The organism is Actinacidiphila sp. DG2A-62 (assembly GCF_035825295.1).
GTDB lineage: Bacteria > Actinomycetota > Actinomycetes > Streptomycetales > Streptomycetaceae > Actinacidiphila.
On the sequence record NZ_JAYMGI010000002.1, the window covers coordinates 1,663,397 to 1,684,645 of the forward strand.

Annotated in this window: 16 protein-coding genes and 1 pseudogene; 9 read left to right on the top strand and 8 right to left on the bottom strand. The window is 75.5% G+C overall.

What is annotated here, in order from left to right:
- Window positions 1–174: 174 nt before the first annotated feature.
- The 3 genes from VSR01_RS07430 to VSR01_RS07440 all read right to left on the bottom strand — a co-directional run bounded on the left by VSR01_RS07430 (window position 175) and on the right by VSR01_RS07440 (window position 4,642).
- Window positions 175–2,571 (bottom strand): dipeptide ABC transporter ATP-binding protein, encoded by a 2,397-nt coding sequence (locus tag VSR01_RS07430; RefSeq protein WP_326448470.1) that lies wholly within the window; start codon window positions 2,569–2,571, stop codon window positions 175–177.
- Entirely contained in the window at window positions 2,568–3,548 is a 981-nt protein-coding gene (locus VSR01_RS07435) for an ABC transporter permease (protein ID WP_326453540.1), read from the bottom strand. The genes VSR01_RS07430 and VSR01_RS07435 overlap by 4 nt, the downstream gene beginning before the upstream one ends.
- A gap of 110 nt (window positions 3,549–3,658) precedes the next feature.
- Complete coding sequence (locus VSR01_RS07440; protein ID WP_326448471.1) at window positions 3,659–4,642, bottom strand: ABC transporter permease; 984 nt, start codon at window positions 4,640–4,642, stop codon at window positions 3,659–3,661.
- A gap of 264 nt (window positions 4,643–4,906) precedes the next feature.
- On the opposite strand from VSR01_RS07440, the gene VSR01_RS07445 reads away from it, so the two are divergent.
- Window positions 4,907–6,613 carry an ABC transporter family substrate-binding protein gene (locus tag VSR01_RS07445; RefSeq protein WP_326448472.1) on the top strand — a complete coding sequence of 569 codons (1,707 nt, stop codon included), beginning with the start codon at window positions 4,907–4,909 and terminating at the stop codon, window positions 6,611–6,613.
- Between the two features lie 60 nt (window positions 6,614–6,673).
- Window positions 6,674–7,321, top strand: a complete 648-nt coding sequence (locus VSR01_RS07450) for a class I SAM-dependent DNA methyltransferase (protein ID WP_326448473.1) — start codon at window positions 6,674–6,676, stop codon at window positions 7,319–7,321.
- 103 nt (window positions 7,322–7,424) lie between these two features.
- On the opposite strand, the gene VSR01_RS07455 is transcribed toward VSR01_RS07450, so the two are convergent.
- Window positions 7,425–8,516 (bottom strand): amidohydrolase family protein, encoded by a 1,092-nt coding sequence (locus VSR01_RS07455; RefSeq protein ID WP_326448474.1) that lies wholly within the window; start codon window positions 8,514–8,516, stop codon window positions 7,425–7,427.
- A gap of 152 nt (window positions 8,517–8,668) precedes the next feature.
- Between VSR01_RS07455 and VSR01_RS07460 the strand changes: the two genes are divergently transcribed.
- Window positions 8,669–9,049: a DUF488 domain-containing protein gene (locus tag VSR01_RS07460; protein WP_326448475.1), complete on the top strand. Its 381-nt coding sequence runs from the start codon at window positions 8,669–8,671 to the stop codon at window positions 9,047–9,049.
- A gap of 77 nt (window positions 9,050–9,126) precedes the next feature.
- Here the strand turns inward: VSR01_RS07460 and VSR01_RS07465 are convergent, their stop codons facing one another.
- Window positions 9,127–10,818, bottom strand: a complete 1,692-nt coding sequence (locus VSR01_RS07465; protein WP_326448476.1) for an aldehyde dehydrogenase family protein — start codon at window positions 10,816–10,818, stop codon at window positions 9,127–9,129.
- Window positions 10,819–11,016: 198 nt separating this feature from the next.
- Between VSR01_RS07465 and VSR01_RS07470 the strand changes: the two genes are divergently transcribed.
- Window positions 11,017–11,787 (top strand): IclR family transcriptional regulator, encoded by a 771-nt coding sequence (locus tag VSR01_RS07470; protein ID WP_326448477.1) that lies wholly within the window; start codon window positions 11,017–11,019, stop codon window positions 11,785–11,787.
- Window positions 11,788–11,928: 141 nt separating this feature from the next.
- Here the strand turns inward: VSR01_RS07470 and VSR01_RS07475 are convergent, their stop codons facing one another.
- Entirely contained in the window at window positions 11,929–12,675 is a 747-nt protein-coding gene (locus VSR01_RS07475; RefSeq protein ID WP_326448478.1) for a hypothetical protein, read from the bottom strand.
- Window positions 12,676–12,851: 176 nt separating this feature from the next.
- Here VSR01_RS07475 and VSR01_RS07480 point away from each other — a divergent pair, with 176 nt between their 5' ends.
- Both VSR01_RS07480 and VSR01_RS07485 read left to right on the top strand, forming a co-directional pair.
- Entirely contained in the window at window positions 12,852–13,502 is a 651-nt protein-coding gene (locus VSR01_RS07480; RefSeq protein WP_326448479.1) for a SigE family RNA polymerase sigma factor, read from the top strand.
- Window positions 13,502–14,449 (top strand): hypothetical protein, encoded by a 948-nt coding sequence (locus tag VSR01_RS07485; protein ID WP_326448480.1) that lies wholly within the window; start codon window positions 13,502–13,504, stop codon window positions 14,447–14,449. The genes VSR01_RS07480 and VSR01_RS07485 overlap by 1 nt, the downstream gene beginning before the upstream one ends.
- A 268-nt stretch (window positions 14,450–14,717) precedes the next feature.
- Here the strand turns inward: VSR01_RS07485 and VSR01_RS07490 are convergent, their stop codons facing one another.
- Window positions 14,718–15,911, bottom strand: coding sequence for a hypothetical protein (locus VSR01_RS07490; RefSeq protein WP_326448481.1), 1,194 nt, complete (start codon window positions 15,909–15,911; stop codon window positions 14,718–14,720).
- Between the two features lie 25 nt (window positions 15,912–15,936).
- The gene (locus VSR01_RS07495) at window positions 15,937–16,875 is read right to left on the bottom strand and encodes a 5-dehydro-4-deoxyglucarate dehydratase (RefSeq protein ID WP_326448482.1); all 939 of its coding nucleotides are present in this window, start codon (window positions 16,873–16,875) and stop codon (window positions 15,937–15,939) included.
- Between the two features lie 222 nt (window positions 16,876–17,097).
- On the opposite strand from VSR01_RS07495, the gene VSR01_RS07500 reads away from it, so the two are divergent.
- The 3 genes and pseudogenes from VSR01_RS07500 to VSR01_RS07510 all read left to right on the top strand — a co-directional run bounded on the left by VSR01_RS07500 (window position 17,098) and on the right by VSR01_RS07510 (window position 20,976).
- A complete protein-coding gene (locus VSR01_RS07500; RefSeq protein ID WP_326448483.1) occupies window positions 17,098–17,916 on the top strand; it encodes an NAD-dependent epimerase/dehydratase family protein in 819 nt (272 codons plus the stop codon).
- Between the two features lie 184 nt (window positions 17,917–18,100).
- A pseudogene (gene dapD / locus VSR01_RS07505) lies at window positions 18,101–19,080 on the top strand (2,3,4,5-tetrahydropyridine-2,6-dicarboxylate N-succinyltransferase).
- A 273-nt stretch (window positions 19,081–19,353) separates the two neighbouring features.
- Window positions 19,354–20,976 (top strand): hypothetical protein, encoded by a 1,623-nt coding sequence (locus tag VSR01_RS07510; protein WP_326448484.1) that lies wholly within the window; start codon window positions 19,354–19,356, stop codon window positions 20,974–20,976.
- The last annotated feature ends 273 nt before the right edge of the window (window positions 20,977–21,249 follow it).

A 21,249-nucleotide genomic window follows, 5' to 3' on the forward strand; every position in this document is an offset into this window, starting at 1 on the left:
AAGCGTGGTTTCCGCGCGTGTTTTCGAACGACGGCGTACACCCGTTCCCAACGAGCCCTTGTCGCGACCCCTTTCGTGGTGTCCGCAGTCGCCCCCGCACCGGACATCTCGGCCGGCGCGGCGGGGGTGCGAGCCCGGTACGCCAGGCGTACCCGCGCCCGCGGACCCGCGCGGTCAGCCCGCCGGGGCGTCCGGCCAGTGGCAGGCGGCCACGTGGTCGGGGCCGTGCGCGGTGGCGGCGGGCTCCTCCGCGGCGCACCGGGCCCGCCGCCCCTCGTCCAGCACCGCGTGGACCGGGCAACGGGCGCGGAAGCGGCAGCCGGTGTGCCGCCGGGTCGGGCTCGGCGGGTCGCCCGCGAGCAGGATCCGCTCCCGGGACCGCTCCCGCGCCGGGTCGGGAACCGGGACGGCGGACAGCAGAGCCCGGGTGTACGGGTGCCGGGGGCGGCCGAACACCGCGTCCACGCCGCCCGCTTCGACGACGCGGCCCAGGTACATCACGCTCACCCGGTCCGCGACGTGCCGCACCACCGACAGGTCGTGCGAGACGAACAGGTAGGCCAGGCCCAGTTCGGCCTTCAGCCGCTGGAGCAGGTTGAGCACGCCGGCCTGCACCGACACGTCCAGCGCGGACACCGGCTCGTCCAGCACGACGAGCCGCGGCGAGGTGGAGACCGCCCGCGCGATGCCGATGCGCTGGCGCTGGCCGCCGGAGAACTCGTGCGGGAAGCGCTCCGCGTGCGCGGCCTCCAGGCCGACCTGGCGCAGCAGTTCGGGCACCCGCGCCGCGATGCGCTCGCGCGGCATGCCGTGGGCGCGCATCGGCTCGGCGACGATGTCGCCGATCGTCATCCGCGGGTCGAGGCTGGCGGCCGGGTCCTGGAAGACGATCTGCACCCGGCCGCGCGCGGCGCGGGCGGCGCGACCGGTCGGCCGGCCGGCGCCGCCCACCGACTCGCCGAGCACCGTCACCTCGCCCTCTTCGGGCTCGCCGTCGCGGAACAGCTCGAACAGCGTGGTGCTCTTGCCCGACCCCGACTCACCGACCAGGCCGAGCGTCTCGCCCTCGCGGATGTCCAGGTCCACGCCGTCCACCGCGTACACCGTGCCGCCCCCACGCCGCAGCAGCCCGCGCCGCAGCAGCCCGCGCCCGGCCGGTGCGAAGGTGCGCACCAGCCCCTGGACGCGCAGGATCTGCTCGCGCTCCCCGCGCGGTCGCGCGGCGACGGCCGGGGCCGCCGCCTCGGGCACCGGGAAGACGTCCCGGGGCGCGAGCCCGTCCGTCTCCCCCGCCCGCGCGCAGGCCACGAGGTGGGGATACGCCCCCGGGCCCGCGGCGGGCCGGCCGTCGGCGCCCGTGCCGGGGCCGGTACGCTCCCCCGGCCGGTGCGGCTCAGCGGGCGCGGGGACGGCCGCGGCCGAGGCTGCGGGAGCGGCGGGGGCGGCCGCCGGAAGCGGGAGCAGGACCGGCTCGGCGGACCGGCAGTCCTCGTGGGCCAGCGGGCAGCGCGGCGCGAAGGGGCAGCCGCCCGGCAGCGCGGACATCGGCGGCGGGGCGCCGGGCACGGGCACCAGGGGCGCGCCGTCGCCCGCCGCGTCGAGCCGCGGCACCGCGCCGATCAGCCCCAGCGTGTACGGCATCCGCGGCCGCGCGAACAGCTCGTCGACCGGCGCGGTCTCCACCACCCGCCCCGCGTACATCACCGCGACGCGGTCCGCGAAGCCGGCCACCACACCGAGGTCGTGGCTGACCAGCAGCAGTGCCGCGCCGGTCTCACGGCGGGCGGTGCGCAGCACGTCGAGGACCTGGGCCTGGATGGTCACGTCCAGCGCGGTGGTGGGCTCGTCGGCGAGGATGAGGTCGGGGTCGTTGGCGATGGCCGCGGCGATCATCGCCCGCTGCCGCATGCCGCCGGAGAACTCGTGCGGGTACGCCTGCGCGCGCAGCCGCGGCTCGGGGATGCCGACCAGGTCGAGGAGTTCGACCGCGCGCTCGCGGGCCTGCCGGCGGGAGACGTCGCGGTGCGCCCGTACGGTCTCGGCGATCTGGTCGCCGATCCGGTACACCGGGGTGAAGGCGGACAGCGGGTCCTGGAAGACCATCGCCACCCGGCTGCCGCGCAGCCGGGCCATCGCGCCGTCGGAAGCGCCGACCACCTGCGTGCCGCCGAGCAGGACCGAGCCGGTGACGCGGGCGTCGGCGCCGAGCAGCCCGGTGAGCGCCAGGGCGGTCACCGACTTGCCGGCGCCCGACTCGCCGACCAGGCCCAGCACTTCGCCGCGCGCCAGGTCGAGGTCCACGCCGCGCACGGCCGGCACCGCGCCGCCGCGCCGGGCGCCGGGCGCGCCGAACTCCACCCGCAGGTCGCGCACCCGCAGCACCGTCCCGTCCGCGAGGTCGGCACGGCCCGGACGGCCCGGATGAACCGGACGAACCGGTTGGCCCGGACGGCCCGGACGGTCCGGCCGAACCGCCTGGTCCCGCTGGTCCGCCTGGTCCACCTGGTTCGCCTGGTCCACCTGGTTCGCCTGGTCCGGCTGGTCCGGCTGGTCCGGCTGCGCCCCGCTCATGGTCCCTTCCCTTCCGCGGTCGGCCGCGGCTCGCGCACCGGGTCCTGATCCCCCGCCCGCGCCCGCAACGCCTGCCGGCCCTGACGTCCGAGCCGGTCCCGACGGCCTCGCCGGTCCCGCCGTCGCGCCCGCCGCTCGCCGCGCCGCCTGGCCCGGTCGGAGGTGGGGTCCAGCGCGTCGCGCAGCCCGTCGCCGACCAGGTTGACCGCCAGCACGAAGACCACCAGCAGTCCGGCGGCGAAGAAGAACATCCACGGGTAGGTCAGCGCGGAGGGCGTGCCGTCGGCGATCAGCGTGCCCAGCGAGACGTCCGGCGGCTGCACCCCGAAGCCGAAGTACGACAGCCCGGTCTCGCTCATCACCGCGCCGCCGACCTGGATGGTGGCGTCGATGATCAGGAACGACGCGACGTTCGGCAGGATGTGGCGCAGGATCACCCGGAACGGGTGCAGCCCCATGAAGCGCGCGGCGCGCACGAAGTCGCGGTCGCGCAGCGACAGCGTCATCGAGCGGACCACCCGGGCGGTGATCATCCAGCCGAACAGCGCCAGCAGCCCGACGAAGGCGATCCAGCCGGCCGACTTCAGCCGCGGCGAGACGATCGCGATGATCAGGAAGCCGGGGAAGACCAGCAGCAGGTCGACGACGAACATCAGCACCCGGTCGGTCCAGCCGCCGAAGTAGCCGGCGCAGGCGCCGACCAGCGAGGCGGCCACCGTCGAGAACAGCGCCACCAGCAGCCCGATCAGCAGCGACTTCTGCAGTCCGCGCACGGTCTGGGCGAAGACGTCCTGGCCGATCGCGTTGGTGCCCCACCAGTGGCTGCCGCCGGGCGCGGACCGGATCGACTCGTAGTCCACCGACGCGTAGGACCAGTGCGTCAGGTGCGGTCCGGCGAAGGCCAGCACGAACAGCGCCACGATCACCGCGGCGCCGGCCGCCGCGCCGCGGTTGGCCAGGAAGCGGCGCAGCACCACGCGGGCCCGGCCGGCGCCGCCCTGCCCCCGGCCCGCGCCGCGGCGCTCCCCGCCGGCGGGGTCCTCGCCGCCGGTGCGGTCCTGTCCTGCCGCGGTGCGCGGCGGCGCGGTCACGACTGCCGCACCCGCGGGTCGAGGGCGGCGTGCAGCACGTCGGCGAGCAGCCCGGACAGCAGCACCAGCACGGCCGTGAAGATGTTCACCGCCACCACCGAGTTGACGTCGCTGCGGTTGATCGAGTCGATGAACCACTCGCCCATCCCGTGCCATCCGAAGATCTCCTCGGTGAACGTCGCACCGGTGAACAGTCCGAGGAAGCCGTAGGCGAAGAACGTCGACATCGGCACCAGCGCCACCCGCAGTCCGTGTTTGAACAGCGCCCGGCGGCGGGTGAGTCCGCGCGCCATCGCCGCCCGCACGTAGTCCGCGCCGAGCACGTCGAGCATGGTGCTGCGCTGGTAGCGGCTGTACGCGGCGACGGTCCCGAGCGCGATCGCCAGCGTCGGCAGCACCAAGTGCACGGCGTCGTCCCGCACATGGGCGAGGAAGCCGCCGCTCATGTCCGGCGTGGACTGGCCGGTGAACTGCAACAGGTCGTATCCCAGCAGGGAGTTGAGTTTGATCGCGCCGATCTTCAGCAGCACGGCGATCAGGAAGGTCGGCATGGAGAGCACCACGAACGACAGCACCGTGACGACACGGTCCGAGGCGCGGTACTGGCGGACCGCGCCCCACGCGCCGACCAGGATGCCGGCGGCGGTGCCCACCAGCGTGCCGACCAGCAGCAGCCGCAGGCTCACCCCGATCCGGCGGCCGAACTCGTCGTTCACGGGCGTGTCGTCGATGGTCCTGCCGAGGTCCCCGCGCACCGCGTGCCCGGCCCAGTGCCCGAACCGGTCCGGCAGCGGGGTGCGGTCGTTGATGCCCAGGTGGGTCAGTTCGCGGTCGACCGAGGCGGCCGCGGGACGCGGGTGCTTCGCCTCGAAATAACCGCGCGGGGCGAGGGCCGCCGCCGCGAGCAGATACGACAGGAAGGTCGCGACGACCAGCAGCACGGCGTAGTAGCCCAGCCGCCGCCCGGCGTACGCCAGCATCGCGCCCCCCTTCATTTCTTTCGCACCGGCCGGTGCAGCGGAAACGTAGCAGGTGCCGGGCAATTCCGAGAGCCCCGGGGACGGTTGACGTGCCATTGTCTCGGCAGTATGAACGCGATATTAAATAACCCGCTCCGGCTATACAGCTGGGGCCGGTGGTGCCTACGGTGAGCCGGCCTCTTTCCGCGGCGCGGCCCAGATCGGGCGGTGCGCCGCGGTTCCGCGTGCCCCGGACACGGGGCGGCCCAGCAACCGGGAGAGTCAGTGGGACATCAACGGGGGCGCCACACCGCCCTGTTCGCCGTCGTCGTCGCGTTGGGCCTGGTGGTCGCCGGCTGCGGTTCCGGCGGCAAGCACTCCGGCGCCCCGCACCCGGGCGGTTCGGCCGCGCCGGCCGCCGGCTCCTCGGGCATCGCGGCCACCGCGCGGGACCGGGTCAAGCAGGGCGGCACCGAGACCGTCGGCATCCAGCAGTGGATCGACCAGTACAACCCGTACCAGGTGGACGGCGCGCAGGGGGACGGCTCGTGGCTGGCGTCGCTGACGCTGCCGGACCTGTTCAGGACCGACGCCTCCGGCGTCCCGCACACCGACCCCGACGTGCTCGCCGACGCGAAGGTCACGGCGACCTCGCCGCGCCAGGAGGTGACGTACACGCTCAACCCCAAGGCGGCGTGGTCGGACGGAACTCCCTTGAGCTGGAGAGACTTCCGCCGGCAGTGGCAGGACCTGAACGGCTCCGACCCGGCGTACCTGATCACCTCGTCGAGCGGCTACGACCAGATCTCCGACGTGCGCAGGGGCGCCGACGACCACCAGGTCGTGGTCACCTTCGCGCGGCCCTTCGGCTCCTGGCAGCAGCTGTTCGATCCGCTGCTGCCGGCGGCCGCGGCGGACACCCCGGCGAAGTTCAACAAGGGCTGGCAGGCCAAGGTGCCGATCACCGGCGGCCCGTGGACCTTCGGCGCGACCGACAAGACCACGCAGACGGTCACCCTGGTGCCCTGGACCGGGTACTGGGGCGTCAAGCCGAAGCTGGACAAGCTGGTGGCCAGGGCGCTGAGCGGTGACGCGGACACCGACGCCTTCCTCAACCACGAGATCGACGTCACCGGCGCGGGCACGCCCGACGAGTACAAGTCGCTGTCCAAGGCCCCCGGCACCGACATCCGGGTGGGCTCGCGGTGGGACCAGACGATCATGTCCTTCAGCAACCAGGGGCTGCTGGCCGACCAGCGGCTGCGGCAGGCGCTGCAGCACGCGGTGGACCGCAAGGCGCTGGCCAAGGTGGCCGGTTCCGGGCTGCCGTTCACCCCGCCGGTGCTGAACAGCCACTTCTACATGCCGAACCAGGCCGGCTACCAGGACGACTCCGGCGGCTACGGCACCTACGACCTGGCGGCGGCGAAGCGGCTGCTGGACCAGGCGGGCTGGCGGGACCACGGCGCGGGCAAGCCGCGCACCGACGCCAGGGGCCGCGAGCTGAAGCTCTCCTACGTCATCTCCAGCGGAAGCCCGACCTCCTCCCAGCGGGCGCAGCTGGTGAAGAGCATGCTGGGACAGATCGGGGTGGACGTGGAAATCCAGACGGTGCCCGCGAACGATTTCTTCGAGAAGTACGTGAACGACGGCAAATACGACCTGACCGTTTTCCGCGAGGTCGACCAGGTCTATGCCTCGCAGTCCATTCCCGACTACCAGAAACCGGTCGGGACGAATGTCTTCGAGAACTACGGGGAGATCGGCACGGACCAGCTCGACGCGACCATGCGGCAGGCCGCGGAGCAGACCGACCCGGCCAAGGCGCGGGCGCTGTACAACCAGGCCGACCGCCAGTTGTGGGCGCTGGCCAACTACCTGCCGCTGTTCCAGACGCCGTCCATCCACGCGGTGACGAGCAAGCTGGTCAACGAGGGCTCCTGGGGCATGCTCGACGCGAACCAGTACGTCGACACCGGATACGTCGGCTGACCGCCGGGGCCGCGCCAGGCGCGGCCCCGCTGTCGTACCCCGCCCCTACGCTCGGCCGGTATGACAGAACCCGGCTTCCTCACCGACGCGCGCGCCTTCTACGACACCATCGCCGACGAGTACGCCGAGCGGTTCAAGGCCGAGCTGGAGGGCGCCGTGCTGGCGCGCGCGATGCTCGACGCCTTCGCCGAACTCGTCGGTCCCGGCGGCCGGGTGCTGGAGGCCGGGTCGGGCCCCGGCCGCGTCACCGCGTATCTGCACGCGCGCGGGCTGGACATCAGCGGCGTCGACCTGTCGCCGCGCATGGTGGAGCTGGCCCGCGCCGCGCACCCGCACGTGCGCTACGAGGTCGGGTCGATGACCGCGCTCGGCGCCGCGGACGGCTCGCTGGCCGGACTCGTCGCGTTCTACTCGCTCATCCACATCCCCGCGGAGCGGCTGCCGGACGTGCTGGCCGGGTTCCGCCGGGTGCTGGCCGCCGGCGGGGTGCTGCTGCTCGGCTTCCAGGTCGGGGACGAGCCCAGGCGGCACGAGCGGACCGCCGCCGACGGCCGCCCGGTCGCCCTCGCGTTCCGCCGGCTGCGCCCCGGGCGGATCGCAGCGCTGCTCGCGGCGGCGGGCTTCGACGTGGAGGCCACCATGGAGCGCGCCGCGCAGGGCGACGAGCCGTCGCCGCACGCCTATGTGATCGCCCGCGCGCGGCGGTAGCGTCCCGGCCGGCCGGGACGGGGCCGGCTCAGCCGTCCCGCGACTCAGCCGACCACCCGACCACCCGAATCAGCCGACCACCCGGCTCACCCGACCACCCGGCTCAGCCGACCACCCGGCCGCGCAGCACGATCCGCCGCGGCGCGGCCAGCACCCGCACGTCCTCGCGGGGATCGGCGTCGTAGACGACCAGGTCGGCGGGGGCGCCCTCGGTGAGCCCCTCCCGGCCGAGCCACTGCCTGGCTCCCCAGGTGGCGGCCGACAGGGCGGCCGTGGCCGGGAGTCCGGCCCGCACCAGTTCCTCGACCTCCGCGGCGATCAGGCCGTGCGCGAGGCCGCCGCCGGCGTCGGTGCCCGCGTAGACCGGGATGCCGGCGTCGTATGCGTCGCGGACGGTGGCGTGGCGGCGGGCGTGCAGCCGGCGCAAGTGGTCCGCCCAGCGCGGGTACTTGGCGTCGCCGCCGGCCGCGAGGGAGGGGAAGGTGGCGATGTTGACGAGCGTCGGCACGATGGCGACGCCGCGCTCGGCGAAGAGCGGGACGGTGTCCGCGGTCAGCCCGGTGGCGTGCTCGACGCAGTCGATGCCGGCGTTCACCAGGTCGGCGAGCGAGTCCTCGGCGAAACAGTGCGCGGTGACCCGGGCGCCCTCCTCGTGCGCGGCGGCGATGGCCTCGGCGAGGGCGTCCGCGGGCCAGCACGCGGTGAGGTCGCCGACCTCCCGGTCGATCCAGTCGCCGACCAGCTTGACCCAGCCGTCGCCGCGACGCGCCTCGCGGCGCACGTAGGCGGCCAGGTCGCCGGGCTCGATCTCGTGCGCGTAGTTGCGGATGTAGCGGCGGGTGCGGGCGATGTGCCAGGCCCTGATGATCTTCGGCAGGTCGGCGCGGTCGTCGATCCAGCGGGTGTCGCTGGGCGAGCCGGCGTCGCGGGCCAGCAGGGTGCCGGCGTCCCGGTCGGCGAGCGCCTGCTTCTCCGCGGTGCCGGCGTCCACCGCGCCGTGCGCGTCCAGGCCCACGTGGCAGTGCGCGTCCACCAGCCCCGGCAGCGTCCACCCGGTCAGCGTGGCGTCGGGCGCGGCGGCCGGCCGCGTGTACGTGACCCGCCCGCCGACCACCCACAACTCGTCGTGCACGTCCGCCTCGCCGGGCCCGGCCAGCACCCGTCCCGTGACGTGCAGCACCTCTGCTTCAGCCATGCACCGCACTCTACGAGCCCCGGTCCCGCGCCCCCACCCGGGCCGGTCCGCCGCTACGGCCCGCCGCCGGGCGTCCGCGCGCCGGCCGCGGGAAGCTGGAGGGGGAAGGCACGGGCCGGCGCGGGCCCGTATCAGCGCGGCAGGAGGTCGTCATGGCAGCGTCCCCAGCGTCCCCAGCGTTCCGGGTGCGGCGGGTGTACGAGGAGCCGGAGCCGGCGGACGGCGTGCGGGTGCTCGTGGACCGGCTGTGGCCGCGCGGGCTGGCCAAGGACCGCGCGGCCGTCGACGAGTGGGCGAAGGACCTGACGCCCAGCGGCGAGCTGCGCGCGTGGTACCACGCGCACCCGGACGAGTACGCGGAGTTCGTCCGCCGCTACCGCGCGGAGCTGGCCGAGCCCGAGCTGGACGAGCCGCTGCGGCGCCTGCGCGACCTCGCGGCGAAGGGCCCGGTCACGCTGCTGACCGCGGTGAGGGACCCCGAGCGCGGGCACGTGCCGGTGCTGCGGGCCTGCCTGGAGGACGAGGACGGGTAGCCGCCGGACGTCCCCGGGGGCTCCCCGACAGCCCGGGGCCGCCCCGGCCGGCGTCCCGCGGGGGCGGCGCCAGGACGCTAGGAAGCCGGCGCCGCCGGGACGAGGCGGCCGTCGACCCTGCTCGGGATGCCCAGCGGGTTGCCGTCGCGCAGCTCGGGCGGGAGCAGCGCGGCGGGGGTGTCCTGGTACGCCACCGGGCGCAGCCACCGCTCGACGGCCGTCGCGCCGACCGAGGTTGAGGTCGAGGTGGTCGCCGGGTAGGGGCCGCCGTGGTGCTGGGCGGCGGTCACCGCGACGCCGGTCGGCCAGCCGTTGATCAGCACCCGGCCGGCCAGCGCGGTCAGCCGGGCGAGCAGGGCCGCGGCCGGTCCGCCGTCCTGCTCGGCCTCGCGCGCGCCGAGGTGGGCGGTCGCGGTGAGGCTGCCGGGCAGCCGGTCGAGGACCGCGGCCAGCTCGGCGGCGTCGCCGTAGCGGACCACGACGGTCAGCGGGCCGAAGCACTCCTCCAGCAGCAGGTCGTACGCGCCGGGCTCGGTCAGGTCGCGGGCCTGGGCGACGACGTAGCCGGGCCGGACCGCGGGCGCGGCACCGGCCTTGTCGGAACCGCCCGCCGCGTCCGCACCGCCGGCCGCGCCTGCACCGCCCGCCGCGCCCGCGCTCCCCGCGGTGTCCGCGCCGCCGGCCGTACGGGCATCGGTCCCGCCGGGCTCCTCCGCCCCGCTCGCGTCGCCCGCGCCGACCGGGCTGGTGACGCCCGGCAGCGCCGCCCGCGCCGCCGCGCCCCGCAGGAAGTTGTCGCGCATCCGGCCGTCGAGCAGCACGCCCGCCGGGGCGGCCGAGGCGGCCTCGGTCAGCGCGGCGAGCAGCCGGTCGCCGTCCGGGCCCGCGGGCGCGAGGACCAGGCCGGGCTTGGTGCAGAACTGGCCGACGCCCAGCGTGAACGACCGGGCCAGGCCCGCGCCGATGGCCTCCGGGCGCTCGGCCGCGGCGGCCGGGGTGACCACGACGGGGTTGAGGCTGCCCAGCTCGCCGTGGAAGGGGATGGGCCGGGGCCGGGCCGCGGCGGCGTCGAACAGCGCCCGGCCGCCGGGCACGGAGCCGGTGAATCCGGCCGCGGCCACCAGCGGGTGCCTGACCAGCTCGACGCCCGCCTCGAAGCCGTGCACCAGCACGACCGTGTCGGCGGGCAGCCCGGCCTCCACGGCGGCGCGGCGCAGCAGGGCGGCGCACAGCTCGGAGGTGGCGGGGTGGTCCGGGTGCGCCTTGACCACCACCGGGCAGCCGGCGGCGAGCGCGCTCGCGGTGTCGCCGCCGGGCACGGAGAAGGCGAGCGGGAAGTTGCTGGCCGCGTAGACCGCGACGACGCCCAGCGGGACCTTCCAGCGGCGCAGGTCGGGGCGCGGGATCGGGGTCGCGTCGGGGTCGGCGTGGTCGATGATCACGTCGAGGTACGCGCCCTCGTCGACCACGTCGGCGAAGGTCCGCAACTGGTAGGCGGTGCGGGCCAGTTCGCCGGTCAGCCGGGGCACGCCGAGCGCGGTCTCGGCGTCGGCCGCGGCGACCACCTCGGCCGCGGACTCCTCCAGCAGCCCGGCCGCGCCGCGCAGCAGCCGGGAGCGTACGCTGCGGTCGGCGAGCGCGGGCAGCGCGGTCGCGGCGGCGCGCACCGCGGCGTCGACGTCCGCGGCGGTGGCCTCGACGGCGACCGGGCCGCCCTCCTCCCGGCGCTTCCCGGTGCGGGGGTCGGCGCTCCAGACTGCTGTTGCCACCGGATGAACCTCCATGTGTCCGTGCCGTCAATCCGTACCGCGCATCCGTGCCGTCGGTCCTACCCTGGGCCGCGGAGCCGCCGTCGTTTCAGGTTGTTCCAGCCAGTGGTTCGATATACTGAACGGCGTCTTCGGATGTGAATCTATGCCGGGAGCCTACGTCCACGCCTCCCGGCCGAACAAGAGGGGTCTTGCGCGATGGCTGCTGCCGAGGGAGCCGGTTCCCAGGTCAAGTCCGCGGTCCGCACGGTGGAACTGCTGGAGTTCTTCGCGAACAGCCCCGGCATGCACAGCCTGGCCGCGGTCCAGGAGTCGGTCGGCTACCCCAAGTCCAGCCTGTACATGCTGCTGCGCACGCTCGTGGAGCTGGGCTGGGTCGAGACCGACGCGACCGGCACGCGGTACGGCATCGGCGTGCGCGCGCTGCTGGTCGGCACCTCGTACATCGACGGGGACGAGGTGGTGGCCGCCGCGCGGCCCACGCTGGACCGGCTCTCCGACGACACCAGCGAGACCATCCACCTGGCCCGGCTGGACGGCACCAACGTCGTCTACCTCGCCACCCGCCAGTCGCAGCACTACCTGCGCCCGTTCACCCGGGTCGGCCGCCGGCTGCCGGCGCACTCCACCTCGCTCGGCAAGGCGCTGCTGGCCACGTACAGCGACGAGCAGGTGCGCAAGATGCTCCCGGAGACGCTGGAGCCGCTGACCGAGCACACCCACACCGACCGCGAGAAGCTGATCGAGGAGCTGGCGCAGATCCGCGAGCAGGGCTACGCGGTGGACCGCGAGGAGAACACGCTGGGACTGCGCTGCTTCGGCGTCGCCATCCCCTACCGCACGCCGGCGCGGGACGCGGTGAGCTGCTCGGTGCCGGTGGCGCGGCTCACTCCCGGGCACGAGCAGATGATCAAGGACACGCTGTTCGACGCGAGGGACCGGCTGCTGCTGGCGACGCGACGGCTGTAGGGGTTGGGCGCGGGCGCGTAGGGTCGGTGGCATGGCGGGGACGCCGTGCTCGACGTGAGATCGCGCGGGTGCTGCGGCCGGGCGGGGTGCTCGGCGCGCCGTGGCACCCCGACGACGCGCCTGTGACGTGAGCGGCCGCGGTCACCGGTCGGTGTGGGCGGCGGTGACGGCCGCTTCGACGCTGAAGCCGGCTTCGCACTCCGCGCATCGGGCGTGGCCGAAGGCGTAGGTCAGGGCCGTGGCGATCTCGGGATGGCCGTCGGCGAGGGCCCGGGCGTGCAGGGAGCGGGCCGGGGCGCTCAGGGCGTCGGGGACCGCGGGGATCAGCGGGAGCTTCGGAGCGGCGCTGTCGCGCATGTACATGCTGTCGGTCGTGGTGAAGCAGCCGTACCGGCCGAACGCCACGAAGTTCTCCGCCGCGCACGCGGGGCACGCGACCACGTACTCCCCGTCGTTCAGCCGGTCGAGCTGCTGGGCCCAGACCTCGACGCCGTCCAGGGCGAGCAGCGTCTGCAGGAGGTGGACATAGGCGTCGGCGTCACGCGCCGGGACGCTCAGGGCCTGTTCGGTGAGGGCGCGCAGCTCGGTGATCTCGGCCGCGTACGTCGCGCGGGGGTCGTCGTGGCCGTGCGGCCGGTCGGTGCTCGCGAGGATCGCCCCGGCCAGGACCAGCGGCATCGACCGGTCCGCGGGCGGCCGGCCGCGGGCGATCGCGGTGAGCGCGGGCAGCGCCGCGTAGCTCGCGGTGTACACGGTGCCCTGGTGGCACACCCTCGACCACAGGTCGTCCCACTCGGGGGCCCGCGGATGCGCGCCGGCCGCGTCGAGCAGCGCGGGGAGGTCCTCCGCCGTGCCGTACGCGTGCCGGAGCCGCGACCAGTCGGTCATGCCGGTGATCCCATGCCGGTGATCCAAACACACGCCGGCCCGGCCCCGCACACCGGCGGCGGCCGGCTCGCACGCCGGAGACCGCCGTGTCCGGGTTATGGCGTGGCGGCCGGAGGGGGCGCTACGCTCTCCGCCGCGCTGGGCGGGGTCGACGGGGTCGACGGGGAGAGGTGACCGTGGGGGAAGCCGGTGAGGGGGCGGGCGACGCCGCCGCGTTCCACGCCTTCTTCGAACGCCACTACGCCGAACTCGCGCGGCTGGCCGCCCTGTTGACCGGCGACGCGGACGCCGCCGACGACCTCGCGGCGGACGCGCTGGTGGCGGTGTGGCGGCGCTGGGACCGGGTGCGGGACGCCGACCACCCGGCCGCCTACGCGCGCGGCGTGGTCGCCAACCTCGCCCGCTCCCGCATCCGCAGCGCCGTGCGCGAGCGCCGCCGGATCGCACAGTTCTGGTCACAGCGCAGCGACCGCGTGGACGACCCGGACGTGCCCGCGGTCCTCGACGTGCGCGAGGCGCTGCAGCGCCTGCCGTTCCGCAAGCGCGCCTGCGTGGTGCTGCGGCACGCCTTCGACCTGTCGGAACGCGACACCGCTGCCGCGCTCGGCATCTCGGTGGGTACGGTGAAGAGCCAGACGTCGCGTGCGGTGGCCGAACTCGAACGGCTGCTCGCACCGCGGTCCACCGTGGCCGATACGGTTCCGGGGGCGCCGCGCCCGGACGCCCGGGGAGACGCCGGCGCCCCGGACACGGCCGCCCCGGCCCGGCTCCTCGGCGCGCCCGCGCGCGAACCGCGGGCCCGTACTCGTACCGGACGGGGAGTGTGATGGCCGAACTGCCGGAGCGGCTGCGCGAGGCGGCCGACGCGCACCGGCCGGACCGCGCGCGCATCCTGGCCCGGGTGGAGGAGGCGATGGCCGCGCCGGACGGCGGGGCCGCCGCGCCGGTGGGCGGCGCCGCGGCGGGGTCGGACGTCGGGCCGGGCCGGGAGCGCCCGCCCGCGCCGTGGGTGCGGGTGGCGGCGGTGACCGCGGCGGTCGCCGCCGCGGTCGGCCTCGGCGGACTCGCCGTGGGCGCCGTCACCGGTGACGCCTCGCCGGCCCCGACCACCGCGGCGCCCGGCGGCGTGAGCCCGTCCGCCCCGCCGCCGACCGCCGACTCCCCCCGCGGCTCGGCGGGTTCGGGCAGCGGCGCGAGCCGGACCCCCGCTCCGCCGGCCGGCCGCACCGGCGCCGACACGCACCGGGGCACGCCGACCGGCGGCCCCTCGGGAGCGCCCGCGAGCGGCGGGTCCGGACCGTCGGCCACCCCGACCGGAAGCGGCGCCGACACGGGTACCGGCACCGGCGCCGGCCAGGGCGGACAGCGCACGCCGCAGCCGGGCGGCGCGAAGGCGCAGAGCAACGGCGTCGCCGCGACGGCCGCGGTGGACGGCAGCAGCAACGACTACTGGACGCAGAGCGACATCACGCTGACCTGCGACCGCCCGCTGACCTCGCTGACGATCGAGCTGCGGATCGCCAGGACGCCGGGGGTGGAAACCACCGGCTCGTACGACTCGGTGTCCGGGCAGACCAACGTCTCGACCACCGTCGAGGGCGATGTCCTGGTCTACCGCTGGGCGTTGAACGCCGGGCAGACCCTCGCGCCGGGCACCTACACCTTCGCCGGGCAGTTCCAGCACGACGGCGGCGGGCGCGACGCGTCCGGCGACACGTACACGGTGGCGGCGAGCGGCCCGGCCGGCGACTCGTCCCTGTCCGGCCACTACTGACCGCCCGGCGCGGCCGACCCTCCGGGCCCGGGTCCGCGGCGCTCCGCGGCCGACTGTGACGGATCAGTGGCAATCCGTGGCGTCACGGGTCTGGACCCCGGGTGTGACCTCCCGGAAATATTCCCGTCATCACGGCAACCTCCTGCGCCCCGGTGGCGACTTGGGTATGCACGACCCCCCGCCCGACGGCGGGTGCGACTCCGGAGCGCGGCGGTACCCCCATGATCGCCGCGCTCCGGGCACCAACCCCGGCGCGCCGCCCGCGGGTTCACAGCCCGGCGAGCGCCTCCCGCACCAGGGCCAGGTCCGCCTCGGCGGCCAACCCCGCGTGGTAGAGGCGCAGTTCGGTGGCGCCGAGCGACGCGGCGTGCGCGGCGTCGGCGGCGAGCGTGGCCGGGCTGCCGCCCATGCCGCGCACGACGGTGAAGTTCGCCGCCAGCACGGTGTGCCGGCGCGCGTGCCGGGCGGCCGGGCCGAGCACCGCCTCGCGCGCCGCCGCGTCCCCGGTGCACGGCAGCACCAGCCCGTCGGCCACGCCGAGGATGTGCGCGGCGTCCACCCCGGCGTTCGCGCCGCAGCGGTACGGCGCCGGGTCGGCGTGCATCAGCACCTGGAAGCCGGGCTCCGCCGCCGCGCGCACCGCTGCCACCACCGCCTCCTGGAGCGAACGCGCCTGCCGCGTCCGCCAGTCCAGCACCGCGGCGGCCAGGTCGGCGTCGCCGAGCAGCGCGGCGCCGACGGGTGCGTCGAGGACGGCGCCGGGAGCAGTGCCGCGTCCCGCCCAGTGCGGTGCGAGCCCCCGCCGCACCGCCGCGGCGAGCCGTTCGCCGTCCACGCCGCGGTCCGCGTAACCGGCCCTGCAGTGCGGGCAGAAGCACAGCGACATCAGGTACTGCTCCGCGTCGCCGAGCGGCACCCCGCCGATCTTGTCGTGGGCGTGCAGGTGCGCCAGGCCGTACCAGCCGAGGGATTCCAGCTCCGTGCCGGACGCGCCGGGCCGGGTCGCGGCTTCGGCGGCCAGCTCCACCAGGTAGGCGCGGACGGCCGGTTGGGCGATGCACGGCGCCCAGGGGTAGCGGTCGCCGTAGGCGTTGACCACGCTGGTGTCCGGACGGTCGCGGCCCATGCGGGAGTTGTGCGCGAGCACCACCCAGGTGTGCACGTCGAGTCCGGCGGCGCGCAGCGCGGCGGCGGCCTCGCCCCAGGCGTCGCCGGGCGCCCAGGCGCCGGCGGCGTAGGGCCGCAACTCCCGGTCCCGCCAGCGGTGTTCGTCGGTCGGGTAGAGCACCGCGGCGTGCTCGGCGGTGACCACCCGGTGCCGCGGGTGGCGCGGGGTCAGCGCGCGGGTGGAGTGGTAGGCGGCGGCGAGGGTGACCTGCGCGACGCCGAGCGCGGCGATGCGCTCGGGCGCGGCGGGGTCGCCCACCACGTCCCAGGGGTAGACGAAGGCGGAGGCTCTCATCACCGGCGGCGTCCCGTGCCCGCCGTCAGTTCTCGCCGAGCAGCGCGAGTCCGCGCTCGATCAGCTCGGCGAGCTCCTTGACGTGGGCGGGCGACGGCTCCGACAGCGGCGGGCGCACCTCGCCGACATCGGTGCCGCGCAGCCGCACCCCGGCCTTGACCAGCGAGACGGCGTAGCCGCGGCCCTTGTTGCGCAAATCCACCAGCGGCCGGTAGAAGCCGTCGAGCAGCCGGTCCACCACCGCGTCGTCGCCGGTGGTCAGGGCGCGGTGGAAGGCGAGGGCGATCTCGGGCGAGAAGGCGTAGACCGCCGAGGAGTAGAGGGTGACGCCGATGCCGCGGTAGGCCAGGCCGGTGAGCTCGGCGGTGGGCAGGCCGTTGAAGTACAGGAAGTCCTCGCCGGGCCGGGCGGTGCGCACCGCGCTGATGATCCGCTGCATGAGGTCCAGGTCGCCGTAACCGTCCTTCAGGCCGATGACGTTGGGGATCGCGGCGAGGGCGACGACGGTCTCCGGGGTGAAGACCGCGTTGTCGCGCTGGTAGACGATCACGTCCAGGCCGGTGCCGGCGGCGAGGGCGGTGTAGTGCCGCAGCAGGCCGTCCTGGTCGGCGGTGACGAGGTACGGCGGCATCGCCAACAGGCCGTCCGCGCCGGCCCGTTCGGCGAGCGCCGCGTACTGGAGGGCGAGCGCGGTGCCGTATCCGGCGCCGGCCACGACGGGGGCCCGGCCGGCGGCCTCCTCGACCGCGGCGGCGACGCACGCGCGGAACTCCTCGGGGGTCAGCGCGTGGAACTCACCCGTGCCGCAGCAGGCGAAGACGGCCGCCGCGCCGGCCTCCACGCCCGCGCGCACATGGGTGCGGAAGGCGTCGAGGTCGAGGGCGCCGTCCGGACCGAAGGCGGTCACCGGGAAGAACAGCAGGCCGTCGAGGCGCCCGGCGAGCGCGGATGCGGGTGAGGTCATCGGTCCCCCCTGAGGGTGTGCGCACTTCTGATTCATATCCATATTCGTGAACGCTGCCACGCTAGGCGAGGCCGCCTCCGCCGGTCAAGCCGGTGACCGGCCGACACCCGGGGCGCCCCGAGGCCCGCCGCACCCCTGCCACGACCCGCCATTCGTCCACGTACATGAATCACATCCACGGATATACTCGACGGCGTCGTCCGCTCCCGAGGAGGCCCCGCGATGCCCGCTGCCCGTACCGTCCTGCTCACCGGCGCCGCAGGCGGAGTCGGCACCCTGATGCGCGAGCTGCTGCCACCGTACGGCTACGACCTGCGGCTGTTCGACGTCCAGCCGGTCCCGGGCGACACCGGCGGCGCGCAGGTGATCACCGCGGACCTCGCCGACCGGGCCGCGCTGCGCGAGGCGGTGCGCGGCGTCGACGCGGTGCTGCACCTGGCGGGCATCTCGCTGGAGTCCTCGTTCGAGAAGATCCTGCGCGCCAACATCGAGGGCGCCCACCACCTCTACGAGGCGGTCCGCGAGGAGGGCGTGCGCCGCGTGGTCTTCGCCTCCAGCAACCACGCGATCGGCTTCACCCCGCGCCCGCGCGGCGACGACCCGCTGATCCCGGTCACCGCGCCGCGCCGCCCCGACACCTTCTACGGCCTGTCCAAGTGCTTCGGCGAGGACCTCGCACAGCTCTACGCGGACCTGCACGGCATCGACACCGTCTCGGTCCGGCTCGGCTCCTGCTTCCCCGAGCCCACCACGGTGCGGATGCTGTCGATGTGGCTCAGCCCCGCGGACGGCGCCCGCCTCTTCCACGCGGCGCTCACCGCGGACGTCACCGGCCACACCGTCGTCTACGGCTCCTCCGCCAACACCCGGCTGTGGTGGGACCTGTCCACCGCGCGGGCGCTGGGCTACGAGCCGCAGGACGACTCCGAGCCGTTCGCCGCGCGGCTGATCGCCGAGCAGGGCGAGCTGGAACCCGGCAACCCGGCGCACGACAACGTCGGCGGCGCGTTCTGCACGACGCCGCCGATCTGGCCGCACTAGCCGGGGCGGGCGCGCGGAGACGGGCAGGGGCGCGCTCGGGCGGGCGCGTACGGGCGGGCGCATACGGGCGGGCTCGCTCGGGCGGGCGCGAGGACAAGGGGGCGTGCCCACCGGCGCGGACCCCGCGGACCTGGCGGTTCGGGTCGAGGCGCGCACGGCCGCCGGCAGCCGCTAGCGTTGCCGTATGACACAGACCCGCGCCACGGGCGCCATCGGCGCCGGCCTCGCCACGATCGCGGAGGACGGCACCGTCCTCGACACCTGGTACCCCTCCCCCGCCTCACCGAGGAGCCCGGACCCGCGGGGACCGTACGGCTGACCGCGGAGCAGGCCGCCCAGGAACTGGGGGAGGCGGCGCCGCGCGCGCTGGGGCAGGACCCGCGCCGCGGCGTCGAGGTGGTCGCCGTCCGCACGGTGATCGGCTCCACCGACGACAAGCCGCTCGACACCCACGACGTCTACCTGCGGCTGCACCTGCTCAGCCACCGCCTGGTCCGGCCCAACGCGCAGAACCTCGAAGGGATCTTCGGGCTGCTGGCGAACGTGGCGTGGACCTCGCTCGGCCCGGTCGCGGTGCCGCGGCTGGAGCAGACCCGGCTGGCCGCGCGCGCCGAGGGTCTGCACCTGGCGGTGTACGGCGTCGACAAGTTCCCGCGGATGACCGACTACGTGGCGCCCTCCGGCGTTCGCATCGCCGACGCGGACCGGGTCCGGCTCGGCGCGCACCTGGCGTCCGGCACCACGGTCATGCACGAGGGCTTCTGCAACTTCAACGCCGGCACGCTCGGCACGTCGATGATCGAGGGCCGCATCTCGCAGGGCGTGGTGATCGGCGACGGCTCCGACGTCGGCGGCGGCGCGTCGATCATGGGCACGCTGTCCGGCGGCGGCACGCAGACCGTCTCGGTGGGCGAGCGCTGCCTGCTGGGCGCGGAGTCGGGTCTGGGCATCGCGCTGGGCGACGACTGCGTGGTCGAGGCCGGCCTCTACGTCACCGCGGGCACCCGGGTCACGCTGCCGGACGGCCGGATCGTCAAGGCGCTGGAGCTGTCCGGCGCCCACAACCTGCTCTTCCGCCGCAACTCCACCACCGGCACCGTGGAGGTGCTGCAGCGCACCGGCTCCTGGGGCGGACTCAACGCGGCGCTGCACAGCCACAACTGACCGCGGGCGTACGCCCGGCGCGCGTCCGGGGTCGTTCGGAACTCGTACCGCACGCCCGGCTTGGGCGGTGGCTACGGGGGGTACTCCCGGAGAGGCGTTCTGTGTCCGGTAGCGGTCGCCCGGGGCCGTGCAGGCAATACGCTGAGCGATGACGCGCAGTGCCGCGCGCACGTCCTCGCGGCGCCGCGGGCTCCCTCATGCCCCGGCGCCGGGCGGACGCGCCGTGGCGCGGGTCGACATATCCCGATGAGATGCTGAATGGGAGCCCTCCCGATGTCCGCAAGTCCCCTCGTCCTGCCGCCTGTCCGGCTGCTGCCCGCGGACGACCTGGCCCGGCTCGCCCTGGCCGCGCCGCTGCTCGACCGCGCGTTGCGGCTCACCCGGTGGGCCGCGCCGTATCGCGACGTCGACGCCATGGGGGAACTCACGGAAGCCGATCTCGCGGCGGCGGCGGCCGAGTTGGGGCTCGCCGACGAGGAGGGCGGACTGGCCGACACCGCGCTGGCCTGGGGCGTCGCCGTGGACACCGGGCTGCTGACGGTCGACGTCGACGAGGGCGCGGTGGAGAGCACCGGGACCGGGGAGCCGGCCGGGCGGGCCGTGCCGGGCGAGACGTTCGTGCAGGTGGAGAAGGGTGACGCGGACGAGATCCTGGACCTGTGGCTGTCCGCGACCGAATCGGCGCTCGCCGAGGCCGCCGCGCTGGACCTGGAGTCGCTGCGCGGGGCGGCCGGCGACGAGCCGGCGGACCCGGAGCCGGTCGGCCGGGACGCCGCGGAGGACTCCGACGGCGCGGCGGCGGACGGCGCGGCGCGGGCCGGCCGCGGCGCCCGGGCGCGCCGCGGCGTCGCCGGGGACGAGCGCCCGCCGCTGGAGGACACCGCGTGGGACCCGGAGGAGGAGGCGGAGTTCCTGGACTCCGCGCTGGTCAACCTCTACGCGCTGACCGCGATGGACGCCGCCGTTCCGGACGCGCAGCGGCCGCAGGGCGGCGCGGTGCCGCTGCCGGTGCTGGCCGCCTCGCTGGTGGTGCCGGAGGAGATGGAGCAGCCGAGCGACGCGGTGCTCGAAGAGGTCACCGAGGTCATGATGCGGCTGGACGGCCACTTCCGGCTGCTCACGCCGACCGGTCTGCTGGACTACCAGCCGGTGGACGAGACGCTGATCGAGGAGGACGGCGAGCCGGACGCCGCGGCGGCCGACCTGGAGGACCTGGACCCGGAGGAGATCTCCCGGTACGGCATGGTGAAGCTGACCCCGCTCGGCCTGCACGGGATGCGCGAACGCCTCAACGACGCGGGCGCGTCCGCCCCCGCGGTGGGCGAGCTGGCCGCGCGCCCGGCCGCCGAGCTGCTGGCGTCGCTGACCGAGTATCCGGAGCAGGCGGCGCGCGAGGAGGCGCAGTTGTGGCTGGGCAGGCGCCAACCGGGCGACGCGGCGCGGGAGTTGCTGGCCGCCTCGCGCGGTGACGACGAACCGGCGCCGCAGCGGCGGCTGATCGCGCAGCAGTCGCTGGCGCTGCTGGGCGCCGAGGCGGAGCCCGCGGTGCGCGAGGTGCTGGACGACCGGCAGTTGGGCGGGCTCGCCCGGGTGTGGCTGACCGAGCGCGGCGCGGCGGACGTGCCGGCGCCCGACCAGGCGATGGTGTTCTGGCTGACCGTGGACACGCTGGCGGCGCAGCTCGCCTCGGGCGATGACCCGGAGCTGCTGGCCGAACTGGTCCGCGACCTGGTGGCCCGGCACGACGGGTTCTTCGACCAGGCGTGGCGGGTGGACCACCCGGCGACCGCGGAGGTCCTGGAGGCGATGGGCCGGCTGCACCCGGACCGCAAGGCGGCGAAGGAGGCCCGCAAGGCGGCGTTCAAGGCCCGCTCGCGCAGCGGCGCCCCGAGCTGACGCGGGACCCCGGCCCGGCAAGGGGCGTGCGGGGCGGGGGGCGGAACGCGGCGGCCCGCGAGGCCCTGCGGCTCTCGGGGCGCTGCGCGGCTCTCGGGGCGCTGCTCTCGGGGCTGTGCGACGCACCGCGAGGCTGGTGCGCCTCCTGGGGCCCGCGAGACGCGTACTTGGTACGGGCTTTACGAATTCTTGGCGCGATAGGGGGCTGTCCCCCGGCGGGTTCCGCACCGTTCACCGGACGTTGGCCGGGGAGCGGGAGCGTAGCCCGCCGGA